At 65.5% G+C, this 26,410-nt stretch carries 26 protein-coding genes; 13 read left to right on the top strand and 13 right to left on the bottom strand.

The genetic code is table 11. The annotated features are described in order from the left end of the window. Positions 1-56: 56 nt before the first annotated feature. Positions 57-1,340, bottom strand: a complete 1,284-nt coding sequence (locus ACVILH_RS21155; RefSeq protein ID WP_456714599.1) for a hypothetical protein — start codon at positions 1,338-1,340, stop codon at positions 57-59. A gap of 189 nt (positions 1,341-1,529) precedes the next feature. On the opposite strand from ACVILH_RS21155, the gene ACVILH_RS21150 reads away from it, so the two are divergent. Then, positions 1,530-2,063, top strand: a complete 534-nt coding sequence (locus ACVILH_RS21150) for a DUF1003 domain-containing protein (protein WP_456714598.1) — start codon at positions 1,530-1,532, stop codon at positions 2,061-2,063. A 343-nt stretch (positions 2,064-2,406) separates the two neighbouring features. Here the strand turns inward: ACVILH_RS21150 and ACVILH_RS21145 are convergent, their stop codons facing one another. From ACVILH_RS21145 to ACVILH_RS21100, 10 genes are all read right to left on the bottom strand, one after another. Beyond that, a complete protein-coding gene (locus ACVILH_RS21145) occupies positions 2,407-4,380 on the bottom strand; it encodes a glycosyltransferase family 2 protein (protein WP_456714597.1) in 1,974 nt (657 codons plus the stop codon). Further along, positions 4,380-5,594, bottom strand: coding sequence for a hypothetical protein (locus ACVILH_RS21140; RefSeq protein WP_456714596.1), 1,215 nt, complete (start codon positions 5,592-5,594; stop codon positions 4,380-4,382). The genes ACVILH_RS21145 and ACVILH_RS21140 overlap by 1 nt, the downstream gene beginning before the upstream one ends. Then, positions 5,591-7,069: an HlyD family secretion protein gene (locus ACVILH_RS21135; RefSeq protein ID WP_456714595.1), complete on the bottom strand. Its 1,479-nt coding sequence runs from the start codon at positions 7,067-7,069 to the stop codon at positions 5,591-5,593. Before ACVILH_RS21135 ends, ACVILH_RS21140 begins: the two co-directional genes overlap by 4 nt. Before the next feature lie 201 nt (positions 7,070-7,270). Continuing rightward, on the bottom strand, positions 7,271-8,770 hold the full coding sequence (locus ACVILH_RS21130) for a tripartite tricarboxylate transporter permease (RefSeq protein ID WP_456714594.1): 1,500 nt from the start codon (positions 8,768-8,770) through the stop codon (positions 7,271-7,273). After that, the gene (locus tag ACVILH_RS21125) at positions 8,770-9,258 is read right to left on the bottom strand and encodes a tripartite tricarboxylate transporter TctB family protein (RefSeq protein ID WP_456714593.1); all 489 of its coding nucleotides are present in this window, start codon (positions 9,256-9,258) and stop codon (positions 8,770-8,772) included. Before ACVILH_RS21125 ends, ACVILH_RS21130 begins: the two co-directional genes overlap by 1 nt. Further along, positions 9,255-10,223: a Bug family tripartite tricarboxylate transporter substrate binding protein gene (locus ACVILH_RS21120; RefSeq protein ID WP_456714592.1), complete on the bottom strand. Its 969-nt coding sequence runs from the start codon at positions 10,221-10,223 to the stop codon at positions 9,255-9,257. The genes ACVILH_RS21125 and ACVILH_RS21120 overlap by 4 nt, the downstream gene beginning before the upstream one ends. A 207-nt stretch (positions 10,224-10,430) precedes the next feature. Continuing rightward, positions 10,431-10,793, bottom strand: coding sequence for a hypothetical protein (locus tag ACVILH_RS21115; RefSeq protein WP_456714591.1), 363 nt, complete (start codon positions 10,791-10,793; stop codon positions 10,431-10,433). Positions 10,794-10,875: 82 nt separating this feature from the next. Then, positions 10,876-11,154, bottom strand: a complete 279-nt coding sequence (locus ACVILH_RS21110; RefSeq protein WP_456714590.1) for a DUF3551 domain-containing protein — start codon at positions 11,152-11,154, stop codon at positions 10,876-10,878. A 99-nt stretch (positions 11,155-11,253) separates the two neighbouring features. Continuing rightward, positions 11,254-11,949, bottom strand: coding sequence for an RlmE family RNA methyltransferase (locus ACVILH_RS21105; RefSeq protein ID WP_456714589.1), 696 nt, complete (start codon positions 11,947-11,949; stop codon positions 11,254-11,256). Between the two features lie 225 nt (positions 11,950-12,174). Next, complete coding sequence (locus ACVILH_RS21100) at positions 12,175-13,248, bottom strand: Ppx/GppA phosphatase family protein (protein WP_456714588.1); 1,074 nt, start codon at positions 13,246-13,248, stop codon at positions 12,175-12,177. A 200-nt stretch (positions 13,249-13,448) separates the two neighbouring features. Here ACVILH_RS21100 and ACVILH_RS21095 point away from each other — a divergent pair, with 200 nt between their 5' ends. From ACVILH_RS21095 to ACVILH_RS21040, 12 genes are all read left to right on the top strand, one after another. Then, positions 13,449-15,824, top strand: a complete 2,376-nt coding sequence (locus tag ACVILH_RS21095) for a xanthine dehydrogenase family protein molybdopterin-binding subunit (protein ID WP_456714587.1) — start codon at positions 13,449-13,451, stop codon at positions 15,822-15,824. A gap of 572 nt (positions 15,825-16,396) precedes the next feature. Next, positions 16,397-16,687, top strand: a complete 291-nt coding sequence (locus tag ACVILH_RS21090) for a RebB family R body protein (RefSeq protein WP_456714586.1) — start codon at positions 16,397-16,399, stop codon at positions 16,685-16,687. Between the two features lie 65 nt (positions 16,688-16,752). Further along, entirely contained in the window at positions 16,753-17,022 is a 270-nt protein-coding gene (locus ACVILH_RS21085) for a RebB family R body protein (protein WP_456714585.1), read from the top strand. Positions 17,023-17,092: 70 nt separating this feature from the next. After that, positions 17,093-17,362, top strand: coding sequence for a RebB family R body protein (locus tag ACVILH_RS21080; protein WP_456714584.1), 270 nt, complete (start codon positions 17,093-17,095; stop codon positions 17,360-17,362). A gap of 73 nt (positions 17,363-17,435) precedes the next feature. Then, positions 17,436-17,708, top strand: a complete 273-nt coding sequence (locus ACVILH_RS21075; RefSeq protein WP_172108192.1) for a RebB family R body protein — start codon at positions 17,436-17,438, stop codon at positions 17,706-17,708. A gap of 68 nt (positions 17,709-17,776) precedes the next feature. Further along, the gene (locus tag ACVILH_RS21070) at positions 17,777-17,998 is read left to right on the top strand and encodes a RebB family R body protein (RefSeq protein WP_315805053.1); all 222 of its coding nucleotides are present in this window, start codon (positions 17,777-17,779) and stop codon (positions 17,996-17,998) included. A gap of 1 nt (position 17,999) precedes the next feature. Then, positions 18,000-18,632, top strand: coding sequence for a RebB family R body protein (locus ACVILH_RS21065; protein WP_456714583.1), 633 nt, complete (start codon positions 18,000-18,002; stop codon positions 18,630-18,632). Positions 18,633-18,775: 143 nt separating this feature from the next. Continuing rightward, entirely contained in the window at positions 18,776-19,120 is a 345-nt protein-coding gene (locus tag ACVILH_RS21060; protein WP_172108188.1) for a hypothetical protein, read from the top strand. Between the two features lie 4 nt (positions 19,121-19,124). After that, complete coding sequence (locus ACVILH_RS21055) at positions 19,125-20,180, top strand: hypothetical protein (RefSeq protein WP_456714582.1); 1,056 nt, start codon at positions 19,125-19,127, stop codon at positions 20,178-20,180. Between the two features lie 20 nt (positions 20,181-20,200). Next, entirely contained in the window at positions 20,201-20,887 is a 687-nt protein-coding gene (locus ACVILH_RS21050; RefSeq protein WP_456714581.1) for a hypothetical protein, read from the top strand. Positions 20,888-20,953: 66 nt separating this feature from the next. After that, positions 20,954-21,829 (top strand): hypothetical protein, encoded by an 876-nt coding sequence (locus ACVILH_RS21045; RefSeq protein ID WP_456714580.1) that lies wholly within the window; start codon positions 20,954-20,956, stop codon positions 21,827-21,829. A gap of 75 nt (positions 21,830-21,904) precedes the next feature. After that, positions 21,905-22,441 carry a hypothetical protein gene (locus ACVILH_RS21040; protein ID WP_456714579.1) on the top strand — a complete coding sequence of 179 codons (537 nt, stop codon included), beginning with the start codon at positions 21,905-21,907 and terminating at the stop codon, positions 22,439-22,441. Positions 22,442-23,665: 1,224 nt separating this feature from the next. Here ACVILH_RS21040 and ACVILH_RS21035 read toward each other — a convergent pair. Then, complete coding sequence (locus ACVILH_RS21035; RefSeq protein WP_456714578.1) at positions 23,666-25,330, bottom strand: helix-turn-helix domain-containing protein; 1,665 nt, start codon at positions 25,328-25,330, stop codon at positions 23,666-23,668. A 282-nt stretch (positions 25,331-25,612) separates the two neighbouring features. After that, positions 25,613-26,407 (bottom strand): hypothetical protein, encoded by a 795-nt coding sequence (locus ACVILH_RS21030; RefSeq protein WP_456714577.1) that lies wholly within the window; start codon positions 26,405-26,407, stop codon positions 25,613-25,615. Between the last annotated feature and the right edge of the window lie 3 nt (positions 26,408-26,410).

Genomic DNA, 26,410 nt, shown 5'->3' with positions numbered 1-26,410 from the left:
CGTGCCTGAGGCCGCTTCAGGACCGAGCTCTCGGCCGGCAAGAGGCCCACGGCGCATCAGCGCGCATCGAATTGTCCCGTCACGGTCAATCGCGGACCATGCGTATAGCGGTTCGGCGTGAAGGCCGTGTCCTGCGTGTTGATCAAGGCATCGACTCGATAGCTGCCGCCGAGCTTGACGTTTTCGGTGATCCAATACGACAGGCCGAACTGTAGATCGGCATTGAACAGCGCGGTGTTGCGCTCCGTGGAGAAGCTGACGCTGGTGCCGGGTGGGGCCAGCCCGGGCACGCTGGCGGATGACTGCGACCTGCTGTTGACGACGTTGCGCTGAACGCCGAACAGCACGGCGACGTCGCTCAGATAATCCACTGACCAGCGGCCGGCGAAGGGAATCGAGCCTTCCACGCCGACACGCGGGCCGGCTCCAAGAAAGCTGTTGCGAGTCTCGCCGTCGTTCAGCAGCGCGGCGTCGACGTTGGTGAAGACGGCGTTGCCGAGATTCACGATGCTCGCATTCTGCCGCAGCAGATCGGAGTTGGTCGCGCGGGTCTCGAAGTCGAGCAGCCGCAGTCCGCCCTTGACCTGAATCGCCGCCGGCCCGGCTCCCAACACGTCGCGCCCGATGGCGATATCGGCCAGCCAACGCGACTCCTGATAGGTCGCGCCGAACGTGTCGGACGCAGTGATGACGCGGCCCTGTCCGAGATCGAGCCGTCCGGATGACAGGAGTTGTGCGCTGGCCTGGCCGCTCTGACCGTAGCGGAGCTGGCCGCTGACATGCCATGGTGAGCCGGCGATCAGATAGTCGAAGCCGGTAGCGGCCTCCCAACCGACCTTGGGCGTCAGATCGAGCGGCGACGACACGGGCGTGTTGGGAAATGCAGCGAGCGGCGTGCCCGCATCCTGGAAGAACCGGTCGCCACCGCTCCAGACGGCGCCGCCCTCGCCCCAGATCTTCAGCACGCCCCCGGCGAAACGCGCCGGAGCCTTGTACAGGCCGGGACCCTCTGCCGATGCAAAGCTGCGATAGGGATCTCTGTTCTCCAGTCCGAGCCGCGACGCAGCCGACGCAGCGCTTCGATCGGCGGCAGGTCGGCCAAAGCCGCCCGGCAGGACCGATCGCACGGGCTCGGCATCCTGCGCCGAGCGCAGCCTGCCGTTTTCCTCGCGCAGCCGCTTGTTCTCGCGCAGCGCCGCGTTCTCCATCCGGATGGCTGCATTCTCCCGTTCCAGCCTTGCCAGCCGGGCATTGAGATCCTCGACCTCGGACGCCGACGCGCTCGCCGATGCAAGCACGAGGCTGAGGATCGACACGTTACGACAAAGCGCGGTGCTCATGGTCATTCCCATCTGCAATCGAAGAAACTGCGAGATTGCTGCTTGCCAATCGCGACGGCGCGACGCCTCCGCCAAATGATGGAGAGCAGGCAAGATTGGCCTCGCGTGGCCGCGCGGCCACAGCTGCGCGCGCCGCCGGTTTGCGAGCGAACGATGGAACGCTTGGCCGCGAGGTTTCGTTCTGATCGCATGACCGAAGAGCTGGCACCGCATCCCACCCCGAGCCCGGGGCTCACGCCCGCGCTCGAACGCAACATCCAGGCGCTGGTCGACCGCCGCAAGCGTGAGCAGCGCGAGGCGACCACGCAGCAGAAGGTCGCCGACGCCATCACTGGCTTCACCGGCTCGATGACCTTCGTCTATCTGCATCTGGCCGTGTTCGGCTTCTGGATCATCGCCAATCTGCACTTCATCCCCGGCGTCCCCGCCTGGGACGAAAGCTTCGTCGTGCTGGCGATGATCGCCTCGGTCGAAGCGATCTTCCTGTCGACTTTCGTGCTGATCTCGCAGAACCGCATGGCCGGCGAAGCCGACAAGCGCGCCGATCTCGATCTTCAGATCAGCCTCTTGACCGAGCACGAGCTGACGCAGGTCGTGACGCTGCTCAGCAAGATGGCGAAGCAGATGGGGATCGAGCCCGACGCCAAGCCCGAGCTGCGCGACGCCTCGAAGGACATCGCGCCGGAGCGCGTGCTGGACAAGATCGAAGAAGTGCAGAAGTGATAAGCGCGAGCTCGCTGAAGATTCACTTTGATTGCAGCGATCGCCGCTGTGCAATACAGCGCCCTCTCCCCTTGCGGGAGAGGGCATGTAGACAGCGCCGCAAATGCGCTAGGGTGAGGGGTATGCTTCCGCGAGCAGTGACTGGGGAGAGATACCCCTCACCCAACCGTATACGTGGACGGGCCGTACATGCCCTCTCCCGCAAGGGGAGAGGGCACATTCATAGGCAACGCGTCAGGTTACCCATAGCGAGCGCGTCCCAAGATGATAGTTGGTGCGGGGTCACGCGACTGCGTCGGAGAACCCGGGTTCGCTTCGCTCGCCCGAGCTACGCGCTCGCGCATCACCGTCCGACGAAGCCGCGGCGGACGAGGCCTGTGAGGGCACCGCGCAGGCGGGCGCGGTTGGTGATGACGCCGCAGGAGGAGCTGAACAGGCGGACCACGAGCTGACGTCGCTGCGCTTCGGTTGGGTGCAGGCGAAGATGCGTGGTCTTCTTCGCGACGACGTCGACGGTGGCGTCGATCCAGCCCAGACCATCGAGATGGACGGGCATCGCGCTCCCTGGCTTGGACACGCCACTGCGCAAGCCCGCGATGCGCGCCGACGACAGCGAGAGCGCCTCGATGCGGCACGGCACGACCTCACCACCGTGCGCCAACCACCCTGCTTCATCCGTCGGAAACAGATCCTCTGTCCTCGGCAGCTCGAAGCAGACGAGGAATGCGATGAAGGCGATCAGCATCGCGATGCCGGCCCATAGCAGGTTGAAATAATCGATCGACGAGATCTCGCTCGCCGCGTTCGGCGATATGAAGGCCCAGACGATCGCCGCGGCCGAACTCGCGGCGATCAGGCCGAAGATCGCGGCGAGCCTGCCGTGGACCCGCGGCTGCGAGCGGTCGCCGCCCTTGTCCGTCACCTTGAACGGGCGGCCGAACGGCCTCACGAGAGAACTGAGCAACGTCGCGGTGACGGCGAAGCACGTCACCGCATGCGTCGCCTCCATGAACAGCGGCAAGGTCTTGGAGCGCGAGATCCAGCCCATGTAGATGATGGTGCCGAGCAGCGCCGGCACGCCGTAGCGCAGGAACGACAGATAATCGGCCTCGAAGGCCGGGAGACCTGCGAACCAGTAGATCGGCGGTGCGATCAAGAGAAGCACCATGAACGGCTTGCAGGCCCAGTTGAGCACGCCGTGCAGGAAGTGCCAGCGTTGCGTCAAGCTGTAGCCGCGGCTGCGCATCGGACCGTCGCGCAGCAGCGCGACCTGGATCGTGCCGAGGCACCAGCGCGCGCGCTGGGTGATGTATTCCGGCACGCCTTCGGCTGAGAGCCCGAAGCTGAGCGACTCGTTGAGCCAGACGGTGCGGAAGCCGCGCTTGAGCAGCGTGTAGGTGAGATTGAGATCCTCGGAGATCGCCGCATGCGGGAAGCCGCCGATCTCCTTCAGCCGCTCGCGGCGGACCACGAAGGAGGTGCCGACGCAGAACGCGCAGCCCCAGGCGTCCTTGGCCGGCTGGAAGACGTCGAAGAAGAAGCGCTGGTCGTCGACCCAATGGCCTGACGCCAGCAGATTGTGCTGGATCGGATCGGGATTGTAGTAGAACTGCGGCGTCTGCACGACGGCGATATCCGGCTCGGACAGCAGCAGGCCGACGGTGCGCTGCAGGAAATCCCGTCGCGGCGCGAAGTCGGCGTCGAGCACCAGGATGACCGGCGCGTTCGACAGTTGCCCCGTAGCTGCGAGCGCATTGTTGAGATTGCCGGCCTTGGCCCCCTTGTTGTCAGGCCGTATCAGATGGCGCGCGCCGACCTCGTCGCAAAACGTGCGCAGCCAGTCGCGACGGGTGTCGTCGAGCACCCAGACCGTCTTGTTGGCGTAGTCGAGGGCGAGCGCGGCGAGGATCGAGCGCTCCACGATCTCCTTGGGCTCGTCATAGGTGCAGATGAAGACGTCGACGGCCGGCTGCTCGCCGCGCTCGGCCAGCGCGCGCTGCGCGGCATCGGCCTGTCCCGAGCGGTCCACGCTGCGAGACAGGATCAGGATCGACATCAGCGTGTAGGAGATGGCGATGATCTCCAGCGTGATGAACAGCCGCGGCCACAACGCCTGCAAGGTGAGATCGAGTGGAGGCAGCGTGTCGTTCCAGCGCCACAATGTGTAGATCAGGAGGAACGACGCGGCGGTGGCGCCGAACAGCAGCCGATCGCGTAGCCTGATGGGATCGAGCAGCCGGGCCATGACAAGGAGCCCGAGCAGGACCCCGAGATCGGTGGACAGCACCGAGGGAGCATTGCTGGCAGTTGGAAACATCAGGGCACCCTCGCGCCGGTGAACGGATTCCAGCCGGCCTCGGCCAGCACGGCCCAGGCGGTGGCGCCGAGATGCGGCCGCTTGTAGTAGAAGAAGTCCTGGATGGTGGTCGCCCCGGTCGGATCGATCGACAGCCCGGTGGTCAGACGCGCATTGCGGGTTGCGTTCAGCAGCCCGGACGGCGTGCCGTCGGCACGCATCCCGGCGAGCAGCCGCTCGCTCGCGGCGATATCGCCGACCATGCGATAGGCCAACGCGGCCTGCGCGGTGCCTTCGACCCACACGCCGTCGCGATCGCCGTTGAAATCGAAGCCGTTATCGACGGCGAGATGGGCTTGCGCAAAACCGAGCGCCTTGCGCCAGTCGGGCGCATCCGGCACCGCCATCCATGGCCATAGCTGCACGTCGAGCGCCAGCAGCTTGCTATCGGCGTCGCTGCCGTCCGGCTTGGTCCCGAGCAGGAAGTGATCGCCGCGGAAGCTGCGATCGAGCAGCCGTCGCGCCTTCCGTGTGGCATCCTGATAGCGCGGCTCGGAGGTGAGGCGGTGCAGCCATGACGCCACGGCGTAGACATCGGCATTGTGCTCGGTGGACATCCAGGTCAGCCGCACCTGCTGCGGATCGTAGCCGTGGAAGCCGCCGCTGAAGCCGTCATCGCCGCTACTCGCGTTGACGATGACCCAGTCCATCAGCTTCCTTGCGCTGGTCAGATACGTCGCATCACCCGTCGCCTCATGCAGCGTCAGCAGCGCGAGCGCCGCCCAGGCGACGTTGCCGGTCGCGGTGCCGTCCTGCGCAGGGTCCTCGCCCCAGATGTTCTTCTGGTGATCCCACCAGCCGGGCAGCAGCGCGGCGCCCAGACCGACCGGACCGGCGCGATAGGCATTGCGGAGGCGACCGTCATCGAAGGTGCGATCGTGCGAGGCCGCGTGCACGAGCGCATTGCCGATCACGCGGGCCTCCTTGACGCGGCCACATGCGACGAGCGCGATCGCGGCCAACGCATTGTCGTAGGTGAACGCGGTGGTGGAGAGGCCGAGCGGCAGCCCCTCCTCGTCCGCGCCAGGCTCGTAGCTGCGAATGAACGCCGCCTCGTGGCCAGCGAGCTTCGGCTCGATGGCCTTGATCAGACCTGGGCAGAGCGAGGCCTCGGCGTGCGACGGCATGACGGCGCCGAGCAGCGCCATCGACAGCATCATGATGACGAGCCTCATTGCGCCGCCACCGTGTCGGTGGCCGGAAGCCAAGGATTCGTCAGCTCGCTCTGCTGCGCAGCCGGCTGCGACCGCAGCGCGGAGTCGAGCTTGGCGACGCCGGCACGCCGCGTCGCCTCATCGGGCCCCGACGAGTCGAGATCGGCGAGAGACGCCACCAGATGCCCGAGCCGCCGCCATGTCACCGACATCGACGGCACGATGCCGTTGTCACGGGTCACCGTGACCCACTGCCCGACCGTGCAGGCCGGCGTCGCCGCGGACGCAGGCTGCGCCGCAGCCTTTTCATCGGCCGCATCCGGCGTGATCATCACATAGAGCTCGCGCCGCTCGGTCTGCGGAAACGGCACCGCGAAGCGCTCGTCGACCTTGTCGCTGGTCTTCGGCAACACGGCGCTGACGACGCCGGTGTGAAAGCCGCCGCCGTCGATGCGGACCTTGGTGCCCGGCTTCATCGCCTCACCCTGCCGGTAGGAGAAGATCGCGACCACGAAGCGCTTGTCGCAATCGACCACCGAAGCGATCGTATCGCCGGCGCTGACCTGTCGTCCGGTATCGGCGCCGACCGCGAGGACCTTGCCTGGGCCTGGCGAAAGGACGTCCGCAGCAGCAAGCCGCGCGAGCCGCGCGCGCTCGGACTTGATCAGGCCTTCGAGATCGTCGAGCACAGCGGCCTGCTGCTTCTCCTCGATCTCCATCCGTCTCGCGTCGAGATCGATGTCGCGGCGCTTCTGGCCGAGCATGTTGAGCGCGACCAGATCCTCGCCGACATAGATGCCGGCGTTGAGCGCCTTCAACTGCGTCTGCTTCTGGTTCAGTTTCGCATTCTGCGCATCGGTGTCGTGCAGCGCCGCCGCATATTGCTGCTCGGTCGGCTTCAGCATCTCGGCGCTCGCGGCATCGCGCGCGACCATGCGGTTCTGGCGGTCGACGATCGCCTTCTTCTCGCTGCTCATCGCATTCGATTGAGCGACGCGCGCGCGCAGCTCCTCGATCTGCGACTGCAGCTGCGCCTTCAACTGCTCGGCCTGACTCTTGATCTCCTGATCGAGCGAAGCGACATAGCTGATGTCGGATTGATGTTTCGCGCGCGTGGCGTCGAGCTTCTGCCGCGCATCGCCCGCTTTCTCCTCCAAGGAGATCAGCGTGGTGCGATCGAGCCGCGAATTGGTGATCTGAGCCAGGCGATCCCCGGCCTTCACCTCGGCCGCTGGCGTGGCGTCGAGCGTTTCGACCTGGCCCGCGATCGGCGAGGTCAGCAGCATCACCGGCGCATCGACCACAGCGCGGTCCGACTGGTCGGCGATGATCGGCGGCACCACGGCCGTCAGCATCAGCGCCGACAGGATGCCGGCGACGCCGATGGCGGAGGCGCGCAGGATCACGGGATGGCGCGGCGGCCGGGCCGGTGTCTTCGGCGCGGAGCGAGGAGGTGCGGCGGCTGGCTTGAAACCGTCATCGAAGCGATCGGTCATCGGGTCTCTTTCGGTTTGGGGTGACACGCCCCGAAAGACGCTTCCTCCAAGTTGATCCGAGGTTCCAGGCCTCGGTCTCGATGGTTGAAGCGCAAACCAGATCACGCCGACATCGTTTCAAGCCGGGTCCGATGTTCGCCCCGGCTGCCGGTCACGTTATGTTGCAGTGCGATGGCGCGGGTTCCGCCGTCGTCGCCACACTCAATCCTCATTCGCCTTGAAGCGCCCGAGTCCCTTCAAGATGAACGGCGCGATCAGCGCAATCAGCGCGACAACTAACAATGTCGCGGAGATCGGAGATTGCAGCAAAGTCATGGGATCGCCGAGACTGATCGCCAGCGCGCGGCGCAACTGGCTTTCGGCGATGGGACCGAGGATCAGGCCGACGACGACGGGCGCAATCGGAAAGTCGAAGCGCCGCATCAGGAAGCCGAGCACGCCGAAGCCGGCGAGCATGGACAGTTCGACCACCGATGGTTTCGCGGCGATCGTCCCCATGGTCGCGAACACGAGGATGCCGGCATAGAGCCAGGGCGTCGGGATCTTCAGGAGCCGCACCCATAGGCCGACCAGCGGCAAGTTCAGCACCAGCAGCATCGTGTTGGCGATGAACAGGCTCGCAATCAGGCCCCAGACGAGATCAGGACGTTCGGCGAACAGCAGCGGCCCCGGATTGAGGCCATATTGCTGAAAGCCCGCGAGCATCATCGCCGCGGTTGCGGAGGTTGGTAGTCCGAGCGTCAACAGCGGCACCAAGGTGCCGGCGGCGGACGCGTTGTTGGCGGCCTCCGGCCCGGCGACGCCTTCGATCGCGCCCTTGCCGAACTCGTCGGGATATTTCGTCAGCCGCCGCTCGGTCGAATAGGACAGGAAGGTTGGAATCTCCGCGCCGCCGGCCGGCAGCGCGCCGATCGGAAAGCCGAACGCGGTGCCGCGCAGCCACGGCTTCCACGAGCGCTTCCAGTCTTCGCGCGTCATCCACAGCGAGCCTTTGACGGCCTCGATCTTCTCCTCGGTATGATGCCGGCGCGAGGCGACATAGAGCGCCTCACCGACCGCGAACAGGCCGACCGCAAGTGTCGTCACTTCGACGCCGTCGAGCAGCTCCGGCACGCCGAAAGCGAGACGCGCCTGTCCGGTGAGCTTGTCGATGCCGACAAGGCCGAGCACCAGCCCGATGAACAGGCTGGTGAGGCCCCGGACCGGCGAGTCGCCGAACGTCGCAGACACCGTGATGAAGGCGACGCACATCAATGCGAAGTAATCCTCGGGGCCGAAGCGCACGGCGATGTCGACGAGATACGGCGACAGGAACGCGAGACCAATGGTGGCGATCGTGCCGGCCACGAACGAGCCGATCGCCGAGGTCGCGAGCGCCGGGCCGCCGCGGCCGGCCTTGGCCATCTTGTTGCCCTCGAGCGCGGTGGCCATCGAGGCGCTCTCGCCCGGTGTATTGATCAGGATCGCGGTGGTCGAGCCGCCATACATGCCGCCGTAATAGATGCCGGCGAACATGATCAGCGAGCCGCCGGGATCGAGCTTGTAGGTGACCGGCAACAGCAGCGCGACGGTGAGCGCGGGACCGATGCCCGGCAGCACGCCGACCGCGGTGCCGAGGAACACGCCGATCAGCGCATAGAGCAGGTTCATAGGCTGGGCGGCGATCGCCATCCCATGCGCGAGCGCGGCGAAGGTGTCCATCAAAGCAGTCTTTCGAGCGGGCCGGCAGGAAGGCTCAGGGTGAGGAGACGGTCGAAGGCCAGGTAGATCAAGGTCGTCAGCACCGCGCCGATGACGAGGTCGGTCGCGAAGGCGCGGCGGCCGAACGCGGCAGATGTCGTCACGAACAGCGCCGTCGTCGCCAGGATGAAGCCGCCGCCGAAGCCGATGACCGCGATGAGGAGCGCGAGGCCAACGAGGATCAGCAGCACCGCCACCGGATCCGCGCTCTCGCGCGGCGGCAGGTTGCCCCTGAGCGCGTCGATCAGATTGGCGAGCGCGAGGATGCCCAGCCCGATCGCGATCACCACCGGCATGACCTGCGGACCCATGCCGTACATCGTCGTCGCCGGGATCTGGTTGGCGTCGTAGACCAGCACCAGCGCGACGGCGGCCAGCAGCGCCGCAATGGCGATGCCGGCCTTGTCGATGCCTCCAGCGGGAGCTTCCCTTGCGGCGCTGTCCGTCATGACTTGACGAGGCCGACCGACTTGAGCACGTCGGTGACGCGGACGTTCTCCTTCCTCAGGAAGTCGGCAAAGGCATCGCCGGCGAGATAGGCGTCATCCCAGCCCTTCTGCTTCAGGATGTCCTTCCACGCATCCGACTTGACCATCTTCTCGACGGCCTCGCTGAGCGTCTTCTTCTGCTCCGGCGTGATGCCGGGCGCAGCGACCACCGAGCGCCAATTGGCGAGCACGAGGTCGATGCCCTGCTCCTTGAAGGTCGGGATGTCGACGCCGGGAATGCGGTTCTCCGAGGACACGCCGATCGCGCGCAGCTTGCCGCTCTTGATCTGCCCGTCATATTCGGAGAGGCCGGAGATGCCGGCGGTGACCTTGCCGCCGAGGATGGCCGCCAGCGACTCGCCGCCGCCGGAGAACGGGATGTAGTTGACCTTCTTCGCATCGGCCCCGACGGTGCCGGCGAACAGCGCCGCCATGACGTGGTCGACGCCGCCGGCCGAGCCGCCGGCGAAGGTGACCTTGGCGATGTCGGCCTTCAGGGCCGCTGCGAGATCCTGCGCGGTCTTGATCGGCGAATTCGCCGGCACGACGATGACCTGAATCTCCTCCGTCAGCCGCGCGATCGGCGTCACCTGCTCCAGGGTCACTGGCGACTTGTTCATGGCGAGCGCGCCGACCATGACGAAGCCGTTGACCATCAGCTGGTTGCCGTCGCCCTTGGCGCCGTTGACGAACTGCGCGATGCCCACAGTACCGCCCGCGCCCGCCACGTTCGTGACCTGGACGCTGCGCGCAACGCCCGAGGCGACGAACGCTTGCTGCATCGCCCGCGCGGTCTGGTCCCAGCCGCCGCCAGGCGCAGCCGGCGCCATCACCTTCAATTCCATCTGCTGAGCCAAAACCGGAGCACCGGTCAGCGCCGTCAGCGCGACCACCGCGCCGAACAGGCGCGCACAAAACCACGTCAAAGCACCCTCCACGACCGCCTCGGCGGCTCTCGTTTCTTCTTGCGCTTGAACAAGCGAGCAGTCACCGCGAACGGCTGGAGCGGTTCCCGGATTCTCAAGACGCGCCAAAAGCCTACAGCCGCAGGGGGGCCGTTCAAGGCGCCGGGCTGCGACAGGATAGCGCACCCATCTGCGGGCGTTCGGTCTGGAGTAAGCTACCGAGCGGGCCTAGCCGCAGGTCCAGACCATGCCGACCGGGGTCCGTGTCCAGCACGGGCCGAAGCTGCCGCCATTGTAATGGCCGCGATAGAAGCCGGGCTGGCCGAAATAGTGCCACTCGCCGTTGTACAGCATGTATTTCGGCGTGCCATCGATGTACCAGTGGCGGCGGCTGCCGCGCGGCGGCCCGTTGCGCATCGCCTCCTTGTCCGCATAGAGCGGCAGGCTGTTGTTCGGCGGTTGCTTGTAGCCTGGCAGGAAGCCATAGCCCTGCCACCGCTGCGCCTTGCGCTTGTGCGCCGGCGCGGCGAGCGCGATCGCGGGCACCAGCAGCAGGAGCGTCAGGATCGAAACGATGAAGCGATGCGGCATGGCGGCGGTCCGATGGCGATGGTGTCTCGGATCTTGAGCTGGTTCGCGTGGCACGGCAACCGCCGTTCCGTCACGACATGTTTCAGTGATGCCGCCGATGCGCCCGGCGCGGCGGCGGTTCCGGCGGCGCGTAGAACGGATTGAGGTCGCACGTCGCTGACCGACCGGATGCGGTCGCACGACATTGCGGCAGCGACGTATAGCTGCAGTCGATCCACTCGCCACCGCCAAACCGGCCGCCTTCATAGACCTTCATGCACACGGGATAGCGCGGATCATAGGCCTGGGCCTGAGCGGGGCTTGTCATCGCCCAGCCCGCCGTCACAGCAAGCACGAGGGCGCTCCAGGTCAGAACACGCATGCAGGACCTCCGGTCTGATCTCGCCGGCCCACGCCGATTCCCGAGACCTTGATTGCCCCTGCTCTGTATCGCCGGGGCCGGGCCGTCGCAATGACGCCATTACAACACGTCGCCCTGCTCTCCGCCACGGAAGCCCATCGCCAGCACGTAGCGCTCCGACGAATCCTGGCGGCTCGCCGCCGGCTTGACGTGACGGACGGTGGCGTAATCACGCTTGAGCTGCGCCAGCAGCTCGGCATCGGCGCCGCTCTGGAACGTCTTGGCGAGGAAGCTGCCGCCGGGCTTCAAGACCTCGCCGGCGAAATGCGCGGCGAGTTCCACGAGGCCAACGATGCGGAGCTGGTCGGTCTTGCGATGCCCCGTGGTGTTGGCCGCCATGTCCGACATCACGACATCGGCGCGGCCGCCGATCATTTCACGCAGCTTCTCCGGGGCATCCTCGGCATGGAAGTCGAGCTGGGTGAAGGTGACGCCCGGAATCTCGCCCATCTCCAGGAGATCGATCGCGACCACCTTGCCCTTCCCCGCTTCAGCGCCGACGCGGCGCGCCGCGATCTGGCTCCAGCCGCCGGGCGCAGCGCCAAGATCGACCACGGTCATGCCGGGCTTGAGCATGTGATATTTATCGTCGATCTCGATCAGCTTGTAGGTCGCGCGCGAGCGATAGCCGTCGCGCTTGGCCTGCGCCACATAGGGATCGTTGAGCTGGCGCTCCAGCCAGAGCTTTGAGGACAGCTTGCGCTTGCCCCCGGTCTTGACCTGCACATGCATGCGGCCGGTGGTGTCTTTTGCCATGTCGGTCTCTGTCTGGCGACGTTTCGGTCAACTCGTGCGGCGACGGGCGTTCACCTCTCCCGAAGGGAGAGGTCGGATTGCATCGCCAGATGCAATCCGGGTGAGGGGTTGTGGTCCATCAAGAGGCCTGCGGCCCCTCACCCGGCGCTGCGCGCCGACCTCTCCCCGACGGGGAGAGGTGAACCGAGGGCGTGGCGACCATTGCGGCCATTGAGGAAACGCGCGTTACGCCGTCCTCAACGCGCCGTCCTCGCGCATCATCTCGACCAGCATGCCTTCGCGCAGGCCACGATCGGCGACGCGCAGGCGCGGCAGCGGGAAGGACTGGCGGATGGCGTCGAGGATGGCACAGCCGGCCAGCACGAGATCGGCGCGGTCGATGCTGATGCAGTTGTTCTCCGCGCGCTCCTGGTAGGTCATCGCCAGCAGCTTGCCGATCGTCGCGGTGATGTCGGCATCATTGATCCAGATGCCGTCGACGCGACGGCGATCGTAGCGCGCGAGATTGAGGTGAATGCCCGCAAGCGTCGTCACCGTGCCGGACGTGCCCAGCAGATGCATGCCGTCGAGATCACCGCCGTTCTCGGCCGCGAACGGCCCGACATGCTCGGCCACGGCCTCGACCATGGCGGCGTAAATCTCCGGCGTGACGTCGCGGCCGCCGAAGCGCTCGGCCAGGGTCACGACCCCGAGCGGGATCGACATCCAGGCCTTGATCCGCGGTTCCGCATTCCGGTCCGCCGGATCGCGCTCGATGCGCACCAGCTCGCTGGAGCCGCCGCCGATGTCGAACAGGATCGCCCCGCGACCGCCGGAGTCGAGCAGCGGCGCGCAGCCCTTCACCGCGAGCGCCGCCTCCGTCTCGCGATCGATCACCTCGAGCTGGATACCCGTCTCCGCCGCCACCCGGGTCCGGAACCCCTCGGCGTTGGCTGCCGCGCGACAGGCCTCGGTCGCGATCAGGCGCAGGCGCCTCGCCTTCTTCGACTGGATCTTGTCCCGGCAGATGGAGAGCGCCGCGATGGCTCGGTCCATCGCCGCGTCGCTGATGCATCCGGTGGTCGAGATGCCCTCGCCCAGCCGGACAATGCGCGAGAACGAGTCGACCACGCGGAAACTGTCGCCCGAGGGACAGGCGATCAGCAGCCGGCAATTGTTGGTTCCGAGGTCCAGCGCCGCGTACACGCTGCTGCCATTGCTGGCGCAGGCCGGTGTCGCGACGTCCAGACCCGGATGCAAGCCGGGCTCCAAGTTCCCGCGCGGCGTCGGACTTTCCCGCAGCCGCGTGTCATTGATCATTCAAATGTCTTTCCGCTGGCCGAACCGGCCCAGATGGAAGTTCTCTTTCCCGAGACATTATCAGTGCATAGCGCTGGCGCAACAGTCCCTCCGCCAGGCGTGATGCACCATTCCTAATCAACCGTTGTCCGGCCGCGGGCGCTGCACTATCTGGGAACAGCCCGCATTTGCGCTCCATCCAGCTTCGCAGGTCACTTTCCATGCAAGATCACACCGCCCCGGCCTCCCTCGAAAACGCGATTGCGCTGCAGAAATTCGGCGTCGGGCAGCCGGTCCGGCGCAAGGAGGACGACACGCTGGTGCGCGGCCACGGCAAATATACCGACGATTTCAACCTGCCGGGACAGGCGCATGCCTGGATCGTCCGGTCCAGCCACGCCCACGGGATCATCAAGGGCATCGACACCGCCGCGGCCAAGGCCATGCCTGGCGTGCTCGGGGTGTGGACCGGCGCGGACCTCGCGAGCGCCAATTATGGCCCGTTCACCTGCGGCCTGCCGATGAAGAGCCGGGACGGCTCGCCGCTGCTGCAGACCAACCGGCCGGCGCTGGTCACCGACAAAGTGCGCTTCGTCGGCGACCCCATCGCCTTTGTGGTGGCGGAGACCGCGGCGCAGGCCCGCGACGCCGCGGAGGCGGTCGAGGTCGACATCGAGCCCCTGCCCGCGGTCACCAATGCCGAGGAAGCCACCAAGCCCGGCGCGCCGCAGCTCTATGACCACATCCCGAACAACGTCGCGCTCGATTACCATTATGGCGACACCGCCAAGATCGACGAGGCCTTCGCGAAGGCCGCGCATGTGACCAAGCTCGACATCGTCAACACCCGCGTCGCGGTGGTGTCGATGGAGCCGCGCGTGGCGCTCGCTGCGTTCGACGGCAAGAGCGAGCGGTTCACCTTGCAGGTGCCGACGCAGGGCGTGTCCGGCAACAAGGCGACCTTGGCCAAAATCCTCAACGTCGCGCCGGAGAAGGTCCGGATCGTCACCACCAATGTCGGCGGCTCCTTCGGGATGAAGAACGTCTCCTATCCCGAGTATGTCTGCATCCTGCATGCGGCTAAGCAGCTCGGGCGCCCGGTGAAGTGGCGCGACGAGCGCACCACCGCGTTCCTGTCCGACAGCCAGGGCCGCGACCAGATCATCCATGGCGAGCTCGCGCTCGATGCCGACGGCAAGTTCCTCGCCGTGAGACTCTCCGGCTACGGCAATCTCGGCGCCTACATCATGGGCGTCGCGCCGCTGCCGCTGTCGCTCAACACCGGCAAGAACCTCGCCAGCGTCTACAAGACGCCGCTGCTCGGCGTCGACATCAAGACGGTGCTGACCAACGTCACCCTGATGGGGGCCTATCGCGGCGCCGGCCGGCCTGAGGCCAACTACTTCATGGAGCGGCTGATCGACACCGCCGCGCGCGAGATGGGCATCGACCGCCTCACCATCCGCAAGCGCAACTTCATCAAGCCGAGCCAGATGCCGTTCCCGGCCGCATCCGGCGTCACTTATGACTCGGGCGACTTCGCCGCCGTGTTCGAGAAGGCACTCGAGGTCTCCGACTACGCCGGCTTCGCCAAGCGCAAGCGCGAGAGCCGCAAGCAAGGCAAGCTGCGCGGCATTGCCGTCGGCTCTTATCTCGAGGTGACCGCGCCGCCCAACGGCGAGCTGGGCAAGATCACCTTCGACGCCGATGGCGGCGTGACGCTCACCACCGGCACGCTCGATTACGGCCAAGGCCATGCGACGCCGTTCGCGCAGGTGCTGTCGGCGCAGCTCGGCGTGCCCTTCGAGAAGATCCGGCTGGAGCAGAGCGACTCCGATCTCGTCCGCTATGGCAACGGCACCGGCGGTTCACGCTCGATCACCGCGACCGGCCAGGCCATCGTCGAGTCCTCGCAGCTCGTGATCGCCAAGGGCAAGCAGGCAGCGGCGCATCTGCTGGAGGCCTCGGAAGCCGACATCGAGTTCGCGAACGGCCAGTTCACCATCGCCGGAACCGACCGCAGCATCGACATCATGGAGCTGGCGCGGCGGATGCGCGAGGGCAAGATGCCCGACGGCGTGCCGGCCTCGCTCGACGTCGACCACAACTCGACAGCGACGGAGTCGACATTCCCGAACGGCTGCCATGTCTGCGAGGTCGAGATCGAGCCGGATACGGGCGTGGCCCACATCGTCGGCTACACCGCGATCAACGACTTCGGCACGGTCATCAACCCCATGATCGTTGCCGGCCAGCTGCATGGCGGCGTCGCCCAGGGCATCGGTCAGGCGATGATGGAGCACCTGCGCTACGACGAGAGCGGCCAGCCGATCACGGGCTCGCTGATGGACTACGCGCTGCCGCGCGCCTCCGACGTGCCGATGATGACGGTCGACAATCACCCGGTGCCGGCCAAGAGCAATCCCTTGGGCACCAAGGGCTGCGGCGAAGCCGGCTGCGCCGGCTCGATGGCATCCGTGATCAATGCGGTGATCGATGCACTGTCGGATTACGGCGTGAAGCACCTCGACATGCCGCTCACCGCCGAGAAGATCTGGCGTGCGATCCAGGACGGCAAGGCGAAGACGGCGGCGTGAGTCCGCGTGTGGTGAGGCAAAGGGCAGCGCGGGATCTGGCGACGTGAGCTTCAACGCCGCCACCGCTGCCCCCTCGCCGTAAGCCACCGCTTCAGGACAAACTCTCGTCAATCGCCATGGCCGGGCTCGCCCCGGTCATCTACGGGCCACAACGACGATCGACATCGATGCCCCGGGGTAATCCCGGGCATGCGATTTGGTTTGTCGAAACATGGCGTCGATGCGAGGGCGGCCCCGGCGACGCCATCTAGCGCGTTGGACCGGATGCCGGATTGACGCGCGGCGCTCGCAATCAGCGGCCATCTGGCGCAGGTGCCCTCGCCTCCACTGGCCGCCACATGATTTGCATGCGTACAAATCGCTGAATTACGGCAGAATCGACGAAACCACCCGGCCGTTTTCTCCCGGATTTGTCCCTGAGTTCCATTCCTTTCGCCTATCGCGCGAGTTCCGCTCGCCCTAAGGTTGTTGCAACGCCGGTTGGCATCGGACACGCCGGACGCCGGTGCCACGCCGAAGGACGCGCAACGCGTCACGAGGTGGATCTCGGTTCAAACAGGGAGAAGGACGAGATGGCTTTCCCGACGTCAGTCAATGACCAGATCACCGATTCCGTCACCCAGGCCAACACCAAGGTCCTCGGCGACGCGCCCGCGATCGCGATGGGCAACCTGTATCAGGCCACCGCGCAGGCGCTGGCCAATGCCGCCCACAACGCGACCAATGCGCAGCAGCAGAGCTACGTGACGACCCAGGCCGCCACCACCATGGGCGTCGCCACGCTCTACTCGCTCGACACCGCCTCCACCGGCGTCGCAACCGCCGACATTCTCAACACCGGCGTCAAGGGCCTGACCAACTGACGCACGCTCTGCACCGGTTCGCTGGCTGACAACTTCGATCGCCTCCCACCCGAAAGGATCAAACCATGGCATTCCCGACCTCAGTCAACAATCAGATCACCGATTCCGTCACCCAGGCCAACACCAAGGTGCTCGGCGACGCGCCGGCGATCGCGATGGGCAACCTGTTCCAGGCGACCGCGCAGGCGCTCGCGAACGCCGCGCACAACGCCACCAACTCGCAGCAGCAGAGCTACGTGACCGCGCAGGCGGCAACGACCATGGGCGTCGCCACGCTCTACTCGCTCGACACCGCCGCCACCGGTATCGCCACCAAGGACATCCTGTCGTCCTGACGAAGCACGAGCGCGGGACCGGTCACGTCCGATCTTGGCACGCGCCTAACGATCCCAGGGAGCTGGTGAGATGGCATTTCCCACGGCAGTCAACAGTCAGATCACGGACTCCGTGACCCAGAGCAACGTCCAGGTGATCGGTACGGCACCTGCGATCGCAATGGGCAACCTGTACCAGGCGACGGCGCAGGCGCTGGCGAATGCGGCGCATAACGCCACCCTGGCGCAGCAGCAGATGTACGTCACTGCCCAGGCAGCGACGACGGCAGGCGTCGCGCTGCTGTATTCGCTCGATACCGCGTCGACCGGTTTGGCGACGTCGACCATCCTGAAGAGCTAGGCATCGTCCCGCGTGACGCCTGGCCGATCGAGAGACGACCCTACTGCAACAGCACTCGCAAAGGAGAGACATCATGGCATTCCCCACCGCCGTCAACAGTCAGATCACCGACTCCATCAGCCAGGTGAACACCAAGGTGCTCGGTGATGCGCCGGCCGTCGCGATGGGCAATCTGTTCATCGCCACCAGCCAGGCGCTGTCCAACGCGGCCCACAACGCCACCAACAATCAGCAGCAGTCCTATGTGACGATGCAGGCCTCGACCACGCAGGGCATCTCCACGCTGCTGACGCTGGATACGGGCACGACCGGCATCGCCACCGAGAAGGTGCTCGGCCTGGTGTAAGCCGGCCGTCCATCGACGGTGCCGCCGGCTAGCCGCAGGCGTGCGCGCGGCCAACGGAGCGGTTCGCCGTGCCAGCTGCATCCGCATCCCTGACAGCCGTGGTCGACGGCAACGTCGTCAATGTCGGCCTCGCGCCATCGGTCGCCATGGGCATGACCTATGTGGCCATGGCCGACAGCCTCGGGCTCGCGATGGCGAACGCCGCGGCCAATCAGCAACGTGGCCAGGTCCTGGCCGGCGCGGCGCTCGCGCAGGTCCTGGCGATGATCATCGCACAAGGGAGCTCGTGACATGAACGATCCGGGTACGGTCAACAGCCAGATCATCGACTCGACGACCGGCGTGGTCACGCTGCTCACCGGTCAGTCCCCCTCGCAGGCGTTCGGGCTGCTCGATGCCGTCATGGTCGAGACGCTCGGCATGGCTATGCACAACGCCATCGGGCGCCAGCAAGGCGCGAGCGTGATCGGCTCGGCCGCGGTGACCGCCGCCTGCGCCAAGATGCTGGCGGTGCCGTTTCCGATCGCACCGCCGCCCGTGCCGAAGCCCCCGCCGCCCTCGGTCGATCCGCTGCCCGGACCGCCGCCCAACCCGTCGCCCAGCGCAGCGGTCGCCGCGGCCTTCGCCGAGGCCGAAAGCGCGGTGACGGCGCTGAAGATGCAAGCCAGCGCAGCCTCGAACCTCGCGCAGACTGCGACCGCGGATCTCAATCAGATCGTCGCCGATGCCGGCGGCACGACGCCGGCGACGCCGCCGACGCCGGGCAGCTCGATCGCCACCGCCTTTGCCGACGCCGAGACCGCGATCGATACGCTGAAGGCGCAGGCCGCGAGCGCGAACAGCCTGGCGCAGGCCGCGCAGGACGATCTCAACAAGCTGATCACCGAAGCGGGCGGAACGCCGCCCCCTCCACCCAAGACATGATCCTGATCAGGACCTGATCCTGATCAAAGATCCGAGCGCCGGCCGGTCCCCGCGCCGGACAGGCCGACGAGCTGACGACCAGACCATCATGATCCGGAAGGCCGCATCCTGCTGCGGCTGCCGGTTCGGTTGAGGAAACGCAGATGCCGAGCAATGTCGACGCGCAGATCATCGACGTGATCAACCAGGTCCAGAAGGCGACCATGGCGCCGCAGGTCGTGCTCACCAGCGGCGCCGGCAAGGCCTATCAGTCGGTGGCGCAGTCGGCGGCGATCGCGATCCAGGATGCGGCCGACGCCCTGCGCAACGTCTCGACCATCGCCACCACCGCCTCCGGCGTCGCCATGGCGCAGCTGCTGGCGACCGGCGAGCCGAAATATGCCGAAGCGCTGGTGACGGCACAGGGCATGATGAAATCGGCGACGGAGGACTTCGCGCAGATCGGCGCCGCCGCCTCCACCATCCTGAAGAACTTCCCGTCGGGGTGATGTCATGACGGTGACGGTCGCAAACAGGCTGATCCAAGGCCGCGGCGGCCTCTCCGAGATCGGGGCGGTGGTCCTGGCGTTCATCGACGGCGGAGTGCAATGGCTGGACTGGGCGGTGCGCGCACCGACCGCGAGCTACAGCTTCCCGGACGAAACCAGCATGATGGCGGAAATCCAGGACGGGCTGCACGGCTCGCCGCTGGCGCTGCTGCCCGGCCTCCGCCTGCAGGTCAGCCCGGTGAAGCTCCTGACCTTCAATCTCGGCGACCTGCGCACGCTCGCGAAGGCGGAGAGCGGCGCACAGGATGCCGCGACGGTAAGCCAGACCGAGAGCATCCTCAATGCCCACGGCATTCGTGGACAATCGGATCTCGCCGCGGTCCCGGCCCTGCTCACCCAGCTCGGCGTCGCGACGTCGCCCGCTTTCCAGTGCCTGGGCCTCAACGAGACCATTGCGCTGTGGGAGCTCATCGCGCTGCCGCAGCCGCAGGACGGCCATCCCGACATCCGCAACGACGCGGCGACATTCGCCGTGCAGCAGGCCCGCACGCCCGAGGAGTTCTGCGACTATTACCGCATCTACATGGCGCTGACGGCCAAGCTCAAGAGCGCCGCCAACCCTGCCGACCAGCGCCTGTCGCAAGCCAATGCCGCTGTGCAGACGCTGCTGCCGCTGTTGTTCGGCGCGCTCGACTGCCCGCAGGTCAAGGGCCTGGTGCCGCCGCACGAGGTCGCGGCCGCGGTCAACAACTGGCTGCGGCAAGGCCGGCGGCTCGGCTTCGCGCGGCTGTCGGAGGGGGTCTGCCGCATCATCGAGAGCACGACCTTCACGCAGGAGACCGGCGCCGCGGCCCAGCAAGTCGTCACGCTGTATCTCGCCAACGCCCAGTCGTTCCTCTCCGCCAACCATCCCAAGACCGGCCGGATCAGCCAGGATGGCCGCTCCTGCATCCTGCCGACACAGTCGGGCAATCTCTATGCCGAGCTTTATCTCGGCGCCGACGGCGACATCACCTTGCGCCAATTCAGGCGGATCGCACCGCCCGCCGAGAAGAGCTGACATCCGAGAGGCAGGCCATCATGAGCGAGCAGCAGCAGATCCCGACCTCGCCGTCCGAGAACGAGCCCGACATCCTGCTCGACAATCCCTATGCCGGACCGATGCTGCCCGAAGCCTTCGTCGAGCAGATCGAGGAGAAGTCGGCGGCAGAGCTCGCCCGCCATGCCGAGCTCGAAGCCGAGCTGATCGAGACCGGCACCGAGGAAGCGGTCGCCTTCGAGCAGCAGTTGGAGATGACGGAGGAGGCAACAGTGAACGAGATTGAGGAGCCGGCCGCGCCTCCGCTGTCGTCCCATTCCATTCATCAGATCGAGCACCGCCTCGCCGAGGCCGCGCGCGCGATCGCCGCAGCTCAATATGCCTTCAACGAAGCGGTCGGCCGGACAGCCGCCGCGATGGAGCGCAAGATGGCAGCGACCCAGGCGGCCATGCTGTCACACCGGCCGCAGGTCGAGCCGCTGCCGCCGCCGATGGATTACGGATCACCCACGGTCGAGACCGCCGAACAGGCCGTCGCCGCCTCGATCAGCGCCACGCGCCAGGCCACCGGCTTCACCGACCGCCAGCTGTCGGCCATGGCCGCCGCCGGCCGCGCCATCATCGCCGAAGCCCAGCAAGCCGCCGAGCAGAGCGTCATCGCCGCCGAACGCTCCATCGGCGCGGCAATGGCCGCGAGCCAGCCGGCGAAGACGGCTGCAAGCGCGTGATACGCCAATCTTTTTGCCGCCGTTACAAGCCCCTTCCGCCCGACCGATCTTCTTGGAGTTTGCGCGATGGCCCACCTCTCCAACGCAGCGCTGCGAAAGCTCTTGAGCTACATGCGGACGAGAGACGGCACTCAGGTCCCCAACACGATCACCGGCAACGTATACGACTACGCCTGCTGGAACTGGGTACTCAGCGGCGGCACGCTGACCGCGAGCGACTTCAAGAGCAGTATCAGCATCATCAACAACGTTCTGAACATGACGGTCGGCGGCTATCCGATCAGTGTCAAGCCCGACGCCAAGGACCAGTACCCAGGAAACGATGCGGACTTCGCACTCCTCCCGGGACTGCTAGAAGATGCACAATCGGAGCCAGGCAAGTTCAAACAGGACAATGTCGAGCAGCGCTCGTTCCTCGAATGCCTCGTCCGAATCATGTTGCGAGTGAATGGCCTAACGCCGATCCCCTTCAGCGCGACCAACAGATACAACGTGATCGTCCGCAGCAGCGACTGGTGGAACACGGATCATTGGGCCTTGAAGCTCTATGTCAAGCAGGATGCGACGCAATTCATCCAGACCGTTCCTGAGCTCCCGCTGAAATTCTCCTGCTCAGAGGTCTGGGACGAACATCTGCCGTTCGTCGAGATCTCGATCGCAGGGATCCACCAGAATCAGATCGACCAGTTGGACGCGGTGCCATTTTCCACTTGCAGAGCGTGGGTTTCCAAACTCACGAGAGCCGGAGATCGCGTCCGCTTCCTCTGCAAGGCCGAACTCGTGTCAGGCAGTGGCCAGTGCGCCAATTGTGGTTTCGTCGCCTGCGAGCATCACCTCGGCAGCTACGACGGCACTGACATTTTCCGGTGGGGCGTCAAGACCGACACGGACAAATACCAGTGCCAATTCTGTCGCCGCGGCGTCATGGAAATCCTGACTTGACGAGCGAGTGCGCCCGTCATTTCGCGGCTGAGACGATCCAGCCAGCAGGAAGAATTCAATAGAAAGGATCACGCGATGCCCCTGTCAGGGAAGGAACTTCTTGAAGGTTTGACCGCGTGGGTTCAAGCCCGCGGCGCGGTGGGACTGCCCTTGGTGTCCGCATTGACGGGCGGCTATGAGGCGTGGTTCCAAGCCGATTTCGGCGGCTATTTGAACTTGGCATTGACAGGCAGCGTGGCGAGAGAGCAGCCCGTCTACCAAAACCAAAACGAGAGGGTTGATCTCCTGATCAATCCGACAAGCGGGGTTGAGGACCAGATTCTCGTCGAAGTGAAAACGCAGAGAATAAATCAGCTCGCCATCGGGCTCATATCCGAGATTCAGAATGATCTGAACAAGCTCGCGGAAAACCGAAACAGTCTCTACACAGAAAATGACGCGTACATGGTCGTCATAACCCTCGATCTACCTGGATCTGAATCCGTGCTGCAATGGGCTCCCGACAACGGCACTACCCGGATTTTCAATAAGCTTCAAGTCAACATTGATCCTCTCGGAATTTATTGGGCATATTCAAGCACCGAGGGGCAATGGGAAGCTCAGAAAAAGTAGATGGGTAGTTCTGCGATTGCTGGAACACGCGCTCGTTCCGGCCCCGCGACGACACCGCAAACGGAGTCGCGAGAGATGACGGCGGACTGGTCCATCATCTCCGAGCGCCCAGGCTTGCGCGAGTATCCCGCGCCACTATCTCACACCTGAGACACCAAGCGAATCCGCCGTCTCTTCAAGCCAGATCCCGTCCGGCGAAGCAGCAACGAAACGCGTCTCTTGGTACGCTTGGGGATAGAGACAGTTTGCGGTTCTCCCGGCCTGCGGTGATCGGCAATTCCGTCGAACAGGCCATCAGCTCGGGTTGCTCGACGTGCCGCCATTTTCAAGTTCGACGTTCTGGCACTCCCTGCCGAACCGCGGCCCCTTGCACCGACCGGAAAGAGATCATGCTCCGTCCGTCGAGAGGAGCGATCTTCATCGGCGAACAAGCCCATGCCCTTTATCGCAGGTCTCGCCTGCACCGTCGTGTGGGACCGCGACGCATCAACAAACAGCGTGGCCGAGCTACCAGTCCCACCGTTTCGATCCTCCTCGGACCGAGAAACTGGTGAAAACGACATGTCGACCGTCAGGCCTGAGGCCCCTCCTTGCGGCCATTTCAGATGAGACGTCGCCGTTTGCGATGAGTCAGCTCCCTTGCGATGAAACGATGCTTTGAATTCCCGTGGCGCCACACGCCGAACCGAGGGCAACGATGGTCCTACAGAGTCCATCGATGGAGAACACAGGCGCGGCCACTGAAGCGACGAAACGGATTTCCCAACATCGGCAAACAAACCGGTTCTGGTGGCCGCTCGAGTCACGGCCTCGGCGCCGGGAGAGGCGGACAACTCAAAACGACTGCTGGCGAAGAGACCCGCGGATCTGGACCGAGCCTGTTCGCTTCCATCATTGTCAACCAAGCGATCCGCACTGAATGTCGGTCGAGACAGGACAGATCGCTCTACTTTGCGAGTTGCAGGAAAGAGATCCGATGACATCGTCAAACCCGCTTGAGATTTCGTCACGGATTGCTTGCCTTGAGGATCGACAGAGCGCTTAAAAAGCGCCGCCGAATCCGGCTTCCCCGCGCGGCCCCAATCAAGCCCAGAACCAACTTCGTCGAACAAAGTCATTCCTGCTGTCATTGCATCCTCGCACGAAAGAGAGAACAGTCCACATTATCGTCTTGATTGAATCAGCTAGCAAGAACACGTTGCCAAATATCATGACATTGCAATCTCACTCCGCCGCCATGCGGCGGTACTCGCGCGGGGTGCGGCCGACCTGGCGGCGGAAGTATTTTTCGAAATGGCTGAGATCGGCGAAGCCGACCTGCAGCGCCACGTCGGTGATCGGCTGCCGCGCGTTGGTGGCCAGCAGCTCCTTGGCCTTCTCGACCCGGATGCGCGCCAGCATTGCCTTGCACGAGGTCTGCAGGCTGTGGCGAAACAGGAAGCTCAGATGCGACTGGCTGACATTGGCCTGCTTCGCCAGCGTGTCCAGCCGGATCGGCTCTGCGTAGTGGTCGACCAGATGGATCAGCGCCTTGCGCAGGTTGGGATGCAGACGTGACAGCGCCTTCATGTCCTTGTTGAGCACATGGTGAACCCAGTCGTCGGCGCTCACGCCGTCGGGCGTCTGCACCGGCGTCGACATCGGCAGCGGCTCGCCGGCGGCTGCCACGGAAGGCGCGGCGGTCGCGACCGGCGTCGGCGCCGCGGGCGGCTCGGTGGCGCGCTCGGCCTGCGCGTGGATCGCCGGAAAATAGCGCCTGACGTCGTCGGCACGAATCCTTGCCCGCCCGGTCATGACGGCCAGCCGTGCGACCACGCGCTCGACCTCGAACGCGTTTTCCGGCCAGGCATAGCTGCGGCACAGTTCGAGCATCTCGGCGCTGATCTTGTCCTCGGCGCGGTGACCATGTCCCTCGAGCGCGGCAATCACCAGCGGCTCGATATCGTCGCTGCGCTCGCGCAGCGGAGGCACGCTGACGGGCAGGAAATCCAGCTCCGCCAGCAATTGGCGCGCGAAGGCGCGCTCGGCGACCAGCCGCGGCAGATCGCCGCTCGCGGACGCGATCACACGCACGCGCGTCGTGCTCGACACGTCGAGCCATTGTCCGAGGCGGGAATGCATGTATTGCGGCAGCTCGTTCTGCAGGCCCGGCGCCAGCATGTCGATGTCGCTGAAGAACAGCGTGCCGCCCTCGGCCTGCCGAAACCAGTCCTGCGGCGCCCCGCGCGGCTGCGCGCAATTGACCTGCACGAACGGCAGATCGCGGCGCGGTCCGCAACAATGGATGGCGGCCGCCAGATATGGCGTCTCGGTGCCGAACTCACCCTGCAGCAGGCAGGGCAGATCGCTATGCGAGGCCTTTTCGACGAATATTTCCAAATTGCGCACGGCCTCGCTGGCGCCGACCAGCAGCAGCGAGCGGCCGAGGCGCTGCCGCGCCCATTCGCAGACCTCGTAGCGCTTGACCACGAAGGCGAGCTGACGCGCGCAATCCACCAGCGCGTCCGAAAGATCCGGGCCGTTCCGTCGTCGGTCCCAGGCCAGGGTCAGGCGACCCATCCCCACATCGGCATAGACCAGCGGCACCGTGACGGAGGGAGTGGGCTCGAGCCGCCACTGCGGCGCCCGTCGCGGCTCACGCTCGGAGGCTGCCGCCGCGCCCCCATCCCGCTCGCTGAGCCAGTCCTGCACCGTCTCGGTCCCCGACCTCGACAACACGATACGTCCGAGATCGGCCACCGCAATCTCGACCGTCGCGGCGCGCGACAACTCCGCCAGACGCTGCGCATAGCTCACGAGAAAATCGACGACCTCGAGATATGGCCGGCTCATCCGGGCCAATTCGCGCCAGGCGTGATCGCCAGCTTCAGGTCCCCTCTGGTCCTTCATGATCGTGCTGAAGGCACCAAAAGCGGGTATCGACCAAACATCGCGAGCGCATCGTTGCCGCAAACGCCGTCGATGCCGTTCCCGAGAACAATACGCCTCGTGATGGCATGCTCAGCTACGAAGCAGCCGAGGGACACACCATCCTCGCCGAATATGCTCACCGATCCTTGCCCCCCTGAAAAGCCGGGCAGAAGGAACCACACACAATTTTAGATTGCGTGTGAACGGCCTCACTATTAATGATCAAATCGTCTTGATGCGGGCGACGACATGACGCAGCCGTCAATCCTGCGGACGAGGCTGGTAGATGGCGACGTGATGGCAATGGGCGACCGGTCGATCGCCATTCGCCACCGCCAGCGCGTCGATCTCGACGAAGCGGTGGCCCTTCTTCTCGTAGTTGGCGACCACGCGGCCTCGCGCCGTGATCTCGTCGGTCTCGGCGATCACCGACAGCAATTGCATCCGGCTGCCGACGTGAATCCACGGGCCGAGCACGACGTTGTCGACCAGGAGCCGGTTCATCACCCGTTGCAGCATGCCGGGATGGCCGAGCCGCTCGCTCGCATAGATCGGATCGCGCTCGCGGATCTCGTCGAGATACATCGTAGCCGCCGGCCCTGGCCAGGCCCGCGGCGCCGTGCCGAGCCAGCTGCCGACTTCGAATGAGTCTGCGCCGATGGGCGGTCGCACGTCTGCGGGTGGAACATCACGATAATCCGCCAGCACGACATCCGGCGCCACCGCCGGAAGCGATGCGGAACCGGTCGCGCAGAGCTGGCCTTGGCTCGTCACCTCGAGCACAAGGCCATCCGCAGTCTCCCTCGCCCGGACCTCCGCGATCTCCCCGTCATAGACCGGCTTGATGAAGCGCGCCTCGATCAGGCCCCGTTCGAGGAATGCCCGGCCCCAGCGCGCGACCGGCTGATGCAGCATATAGCCCAGCACCTCGACGCCCGGGACCAGGCCGCCAGCGAAGCCGAAGCGGCGGGCGACGCTGTCGTCGTGCATCTTGTTCTCGGACTGCTTGGCGGTGTTGAACGCCTCGACCGCGTAAGGCGCGATTTCGCCGGACATGCT

It is taken from the genome of Bradyrhizobium sp. USDA 4353 (assembly GCF_054063215.1).
The sequence above is the reverse complement of the archived record's forward strand: the minus strand, read 5'-3'. Positions and strand labels throughout refer to the sequence as shown.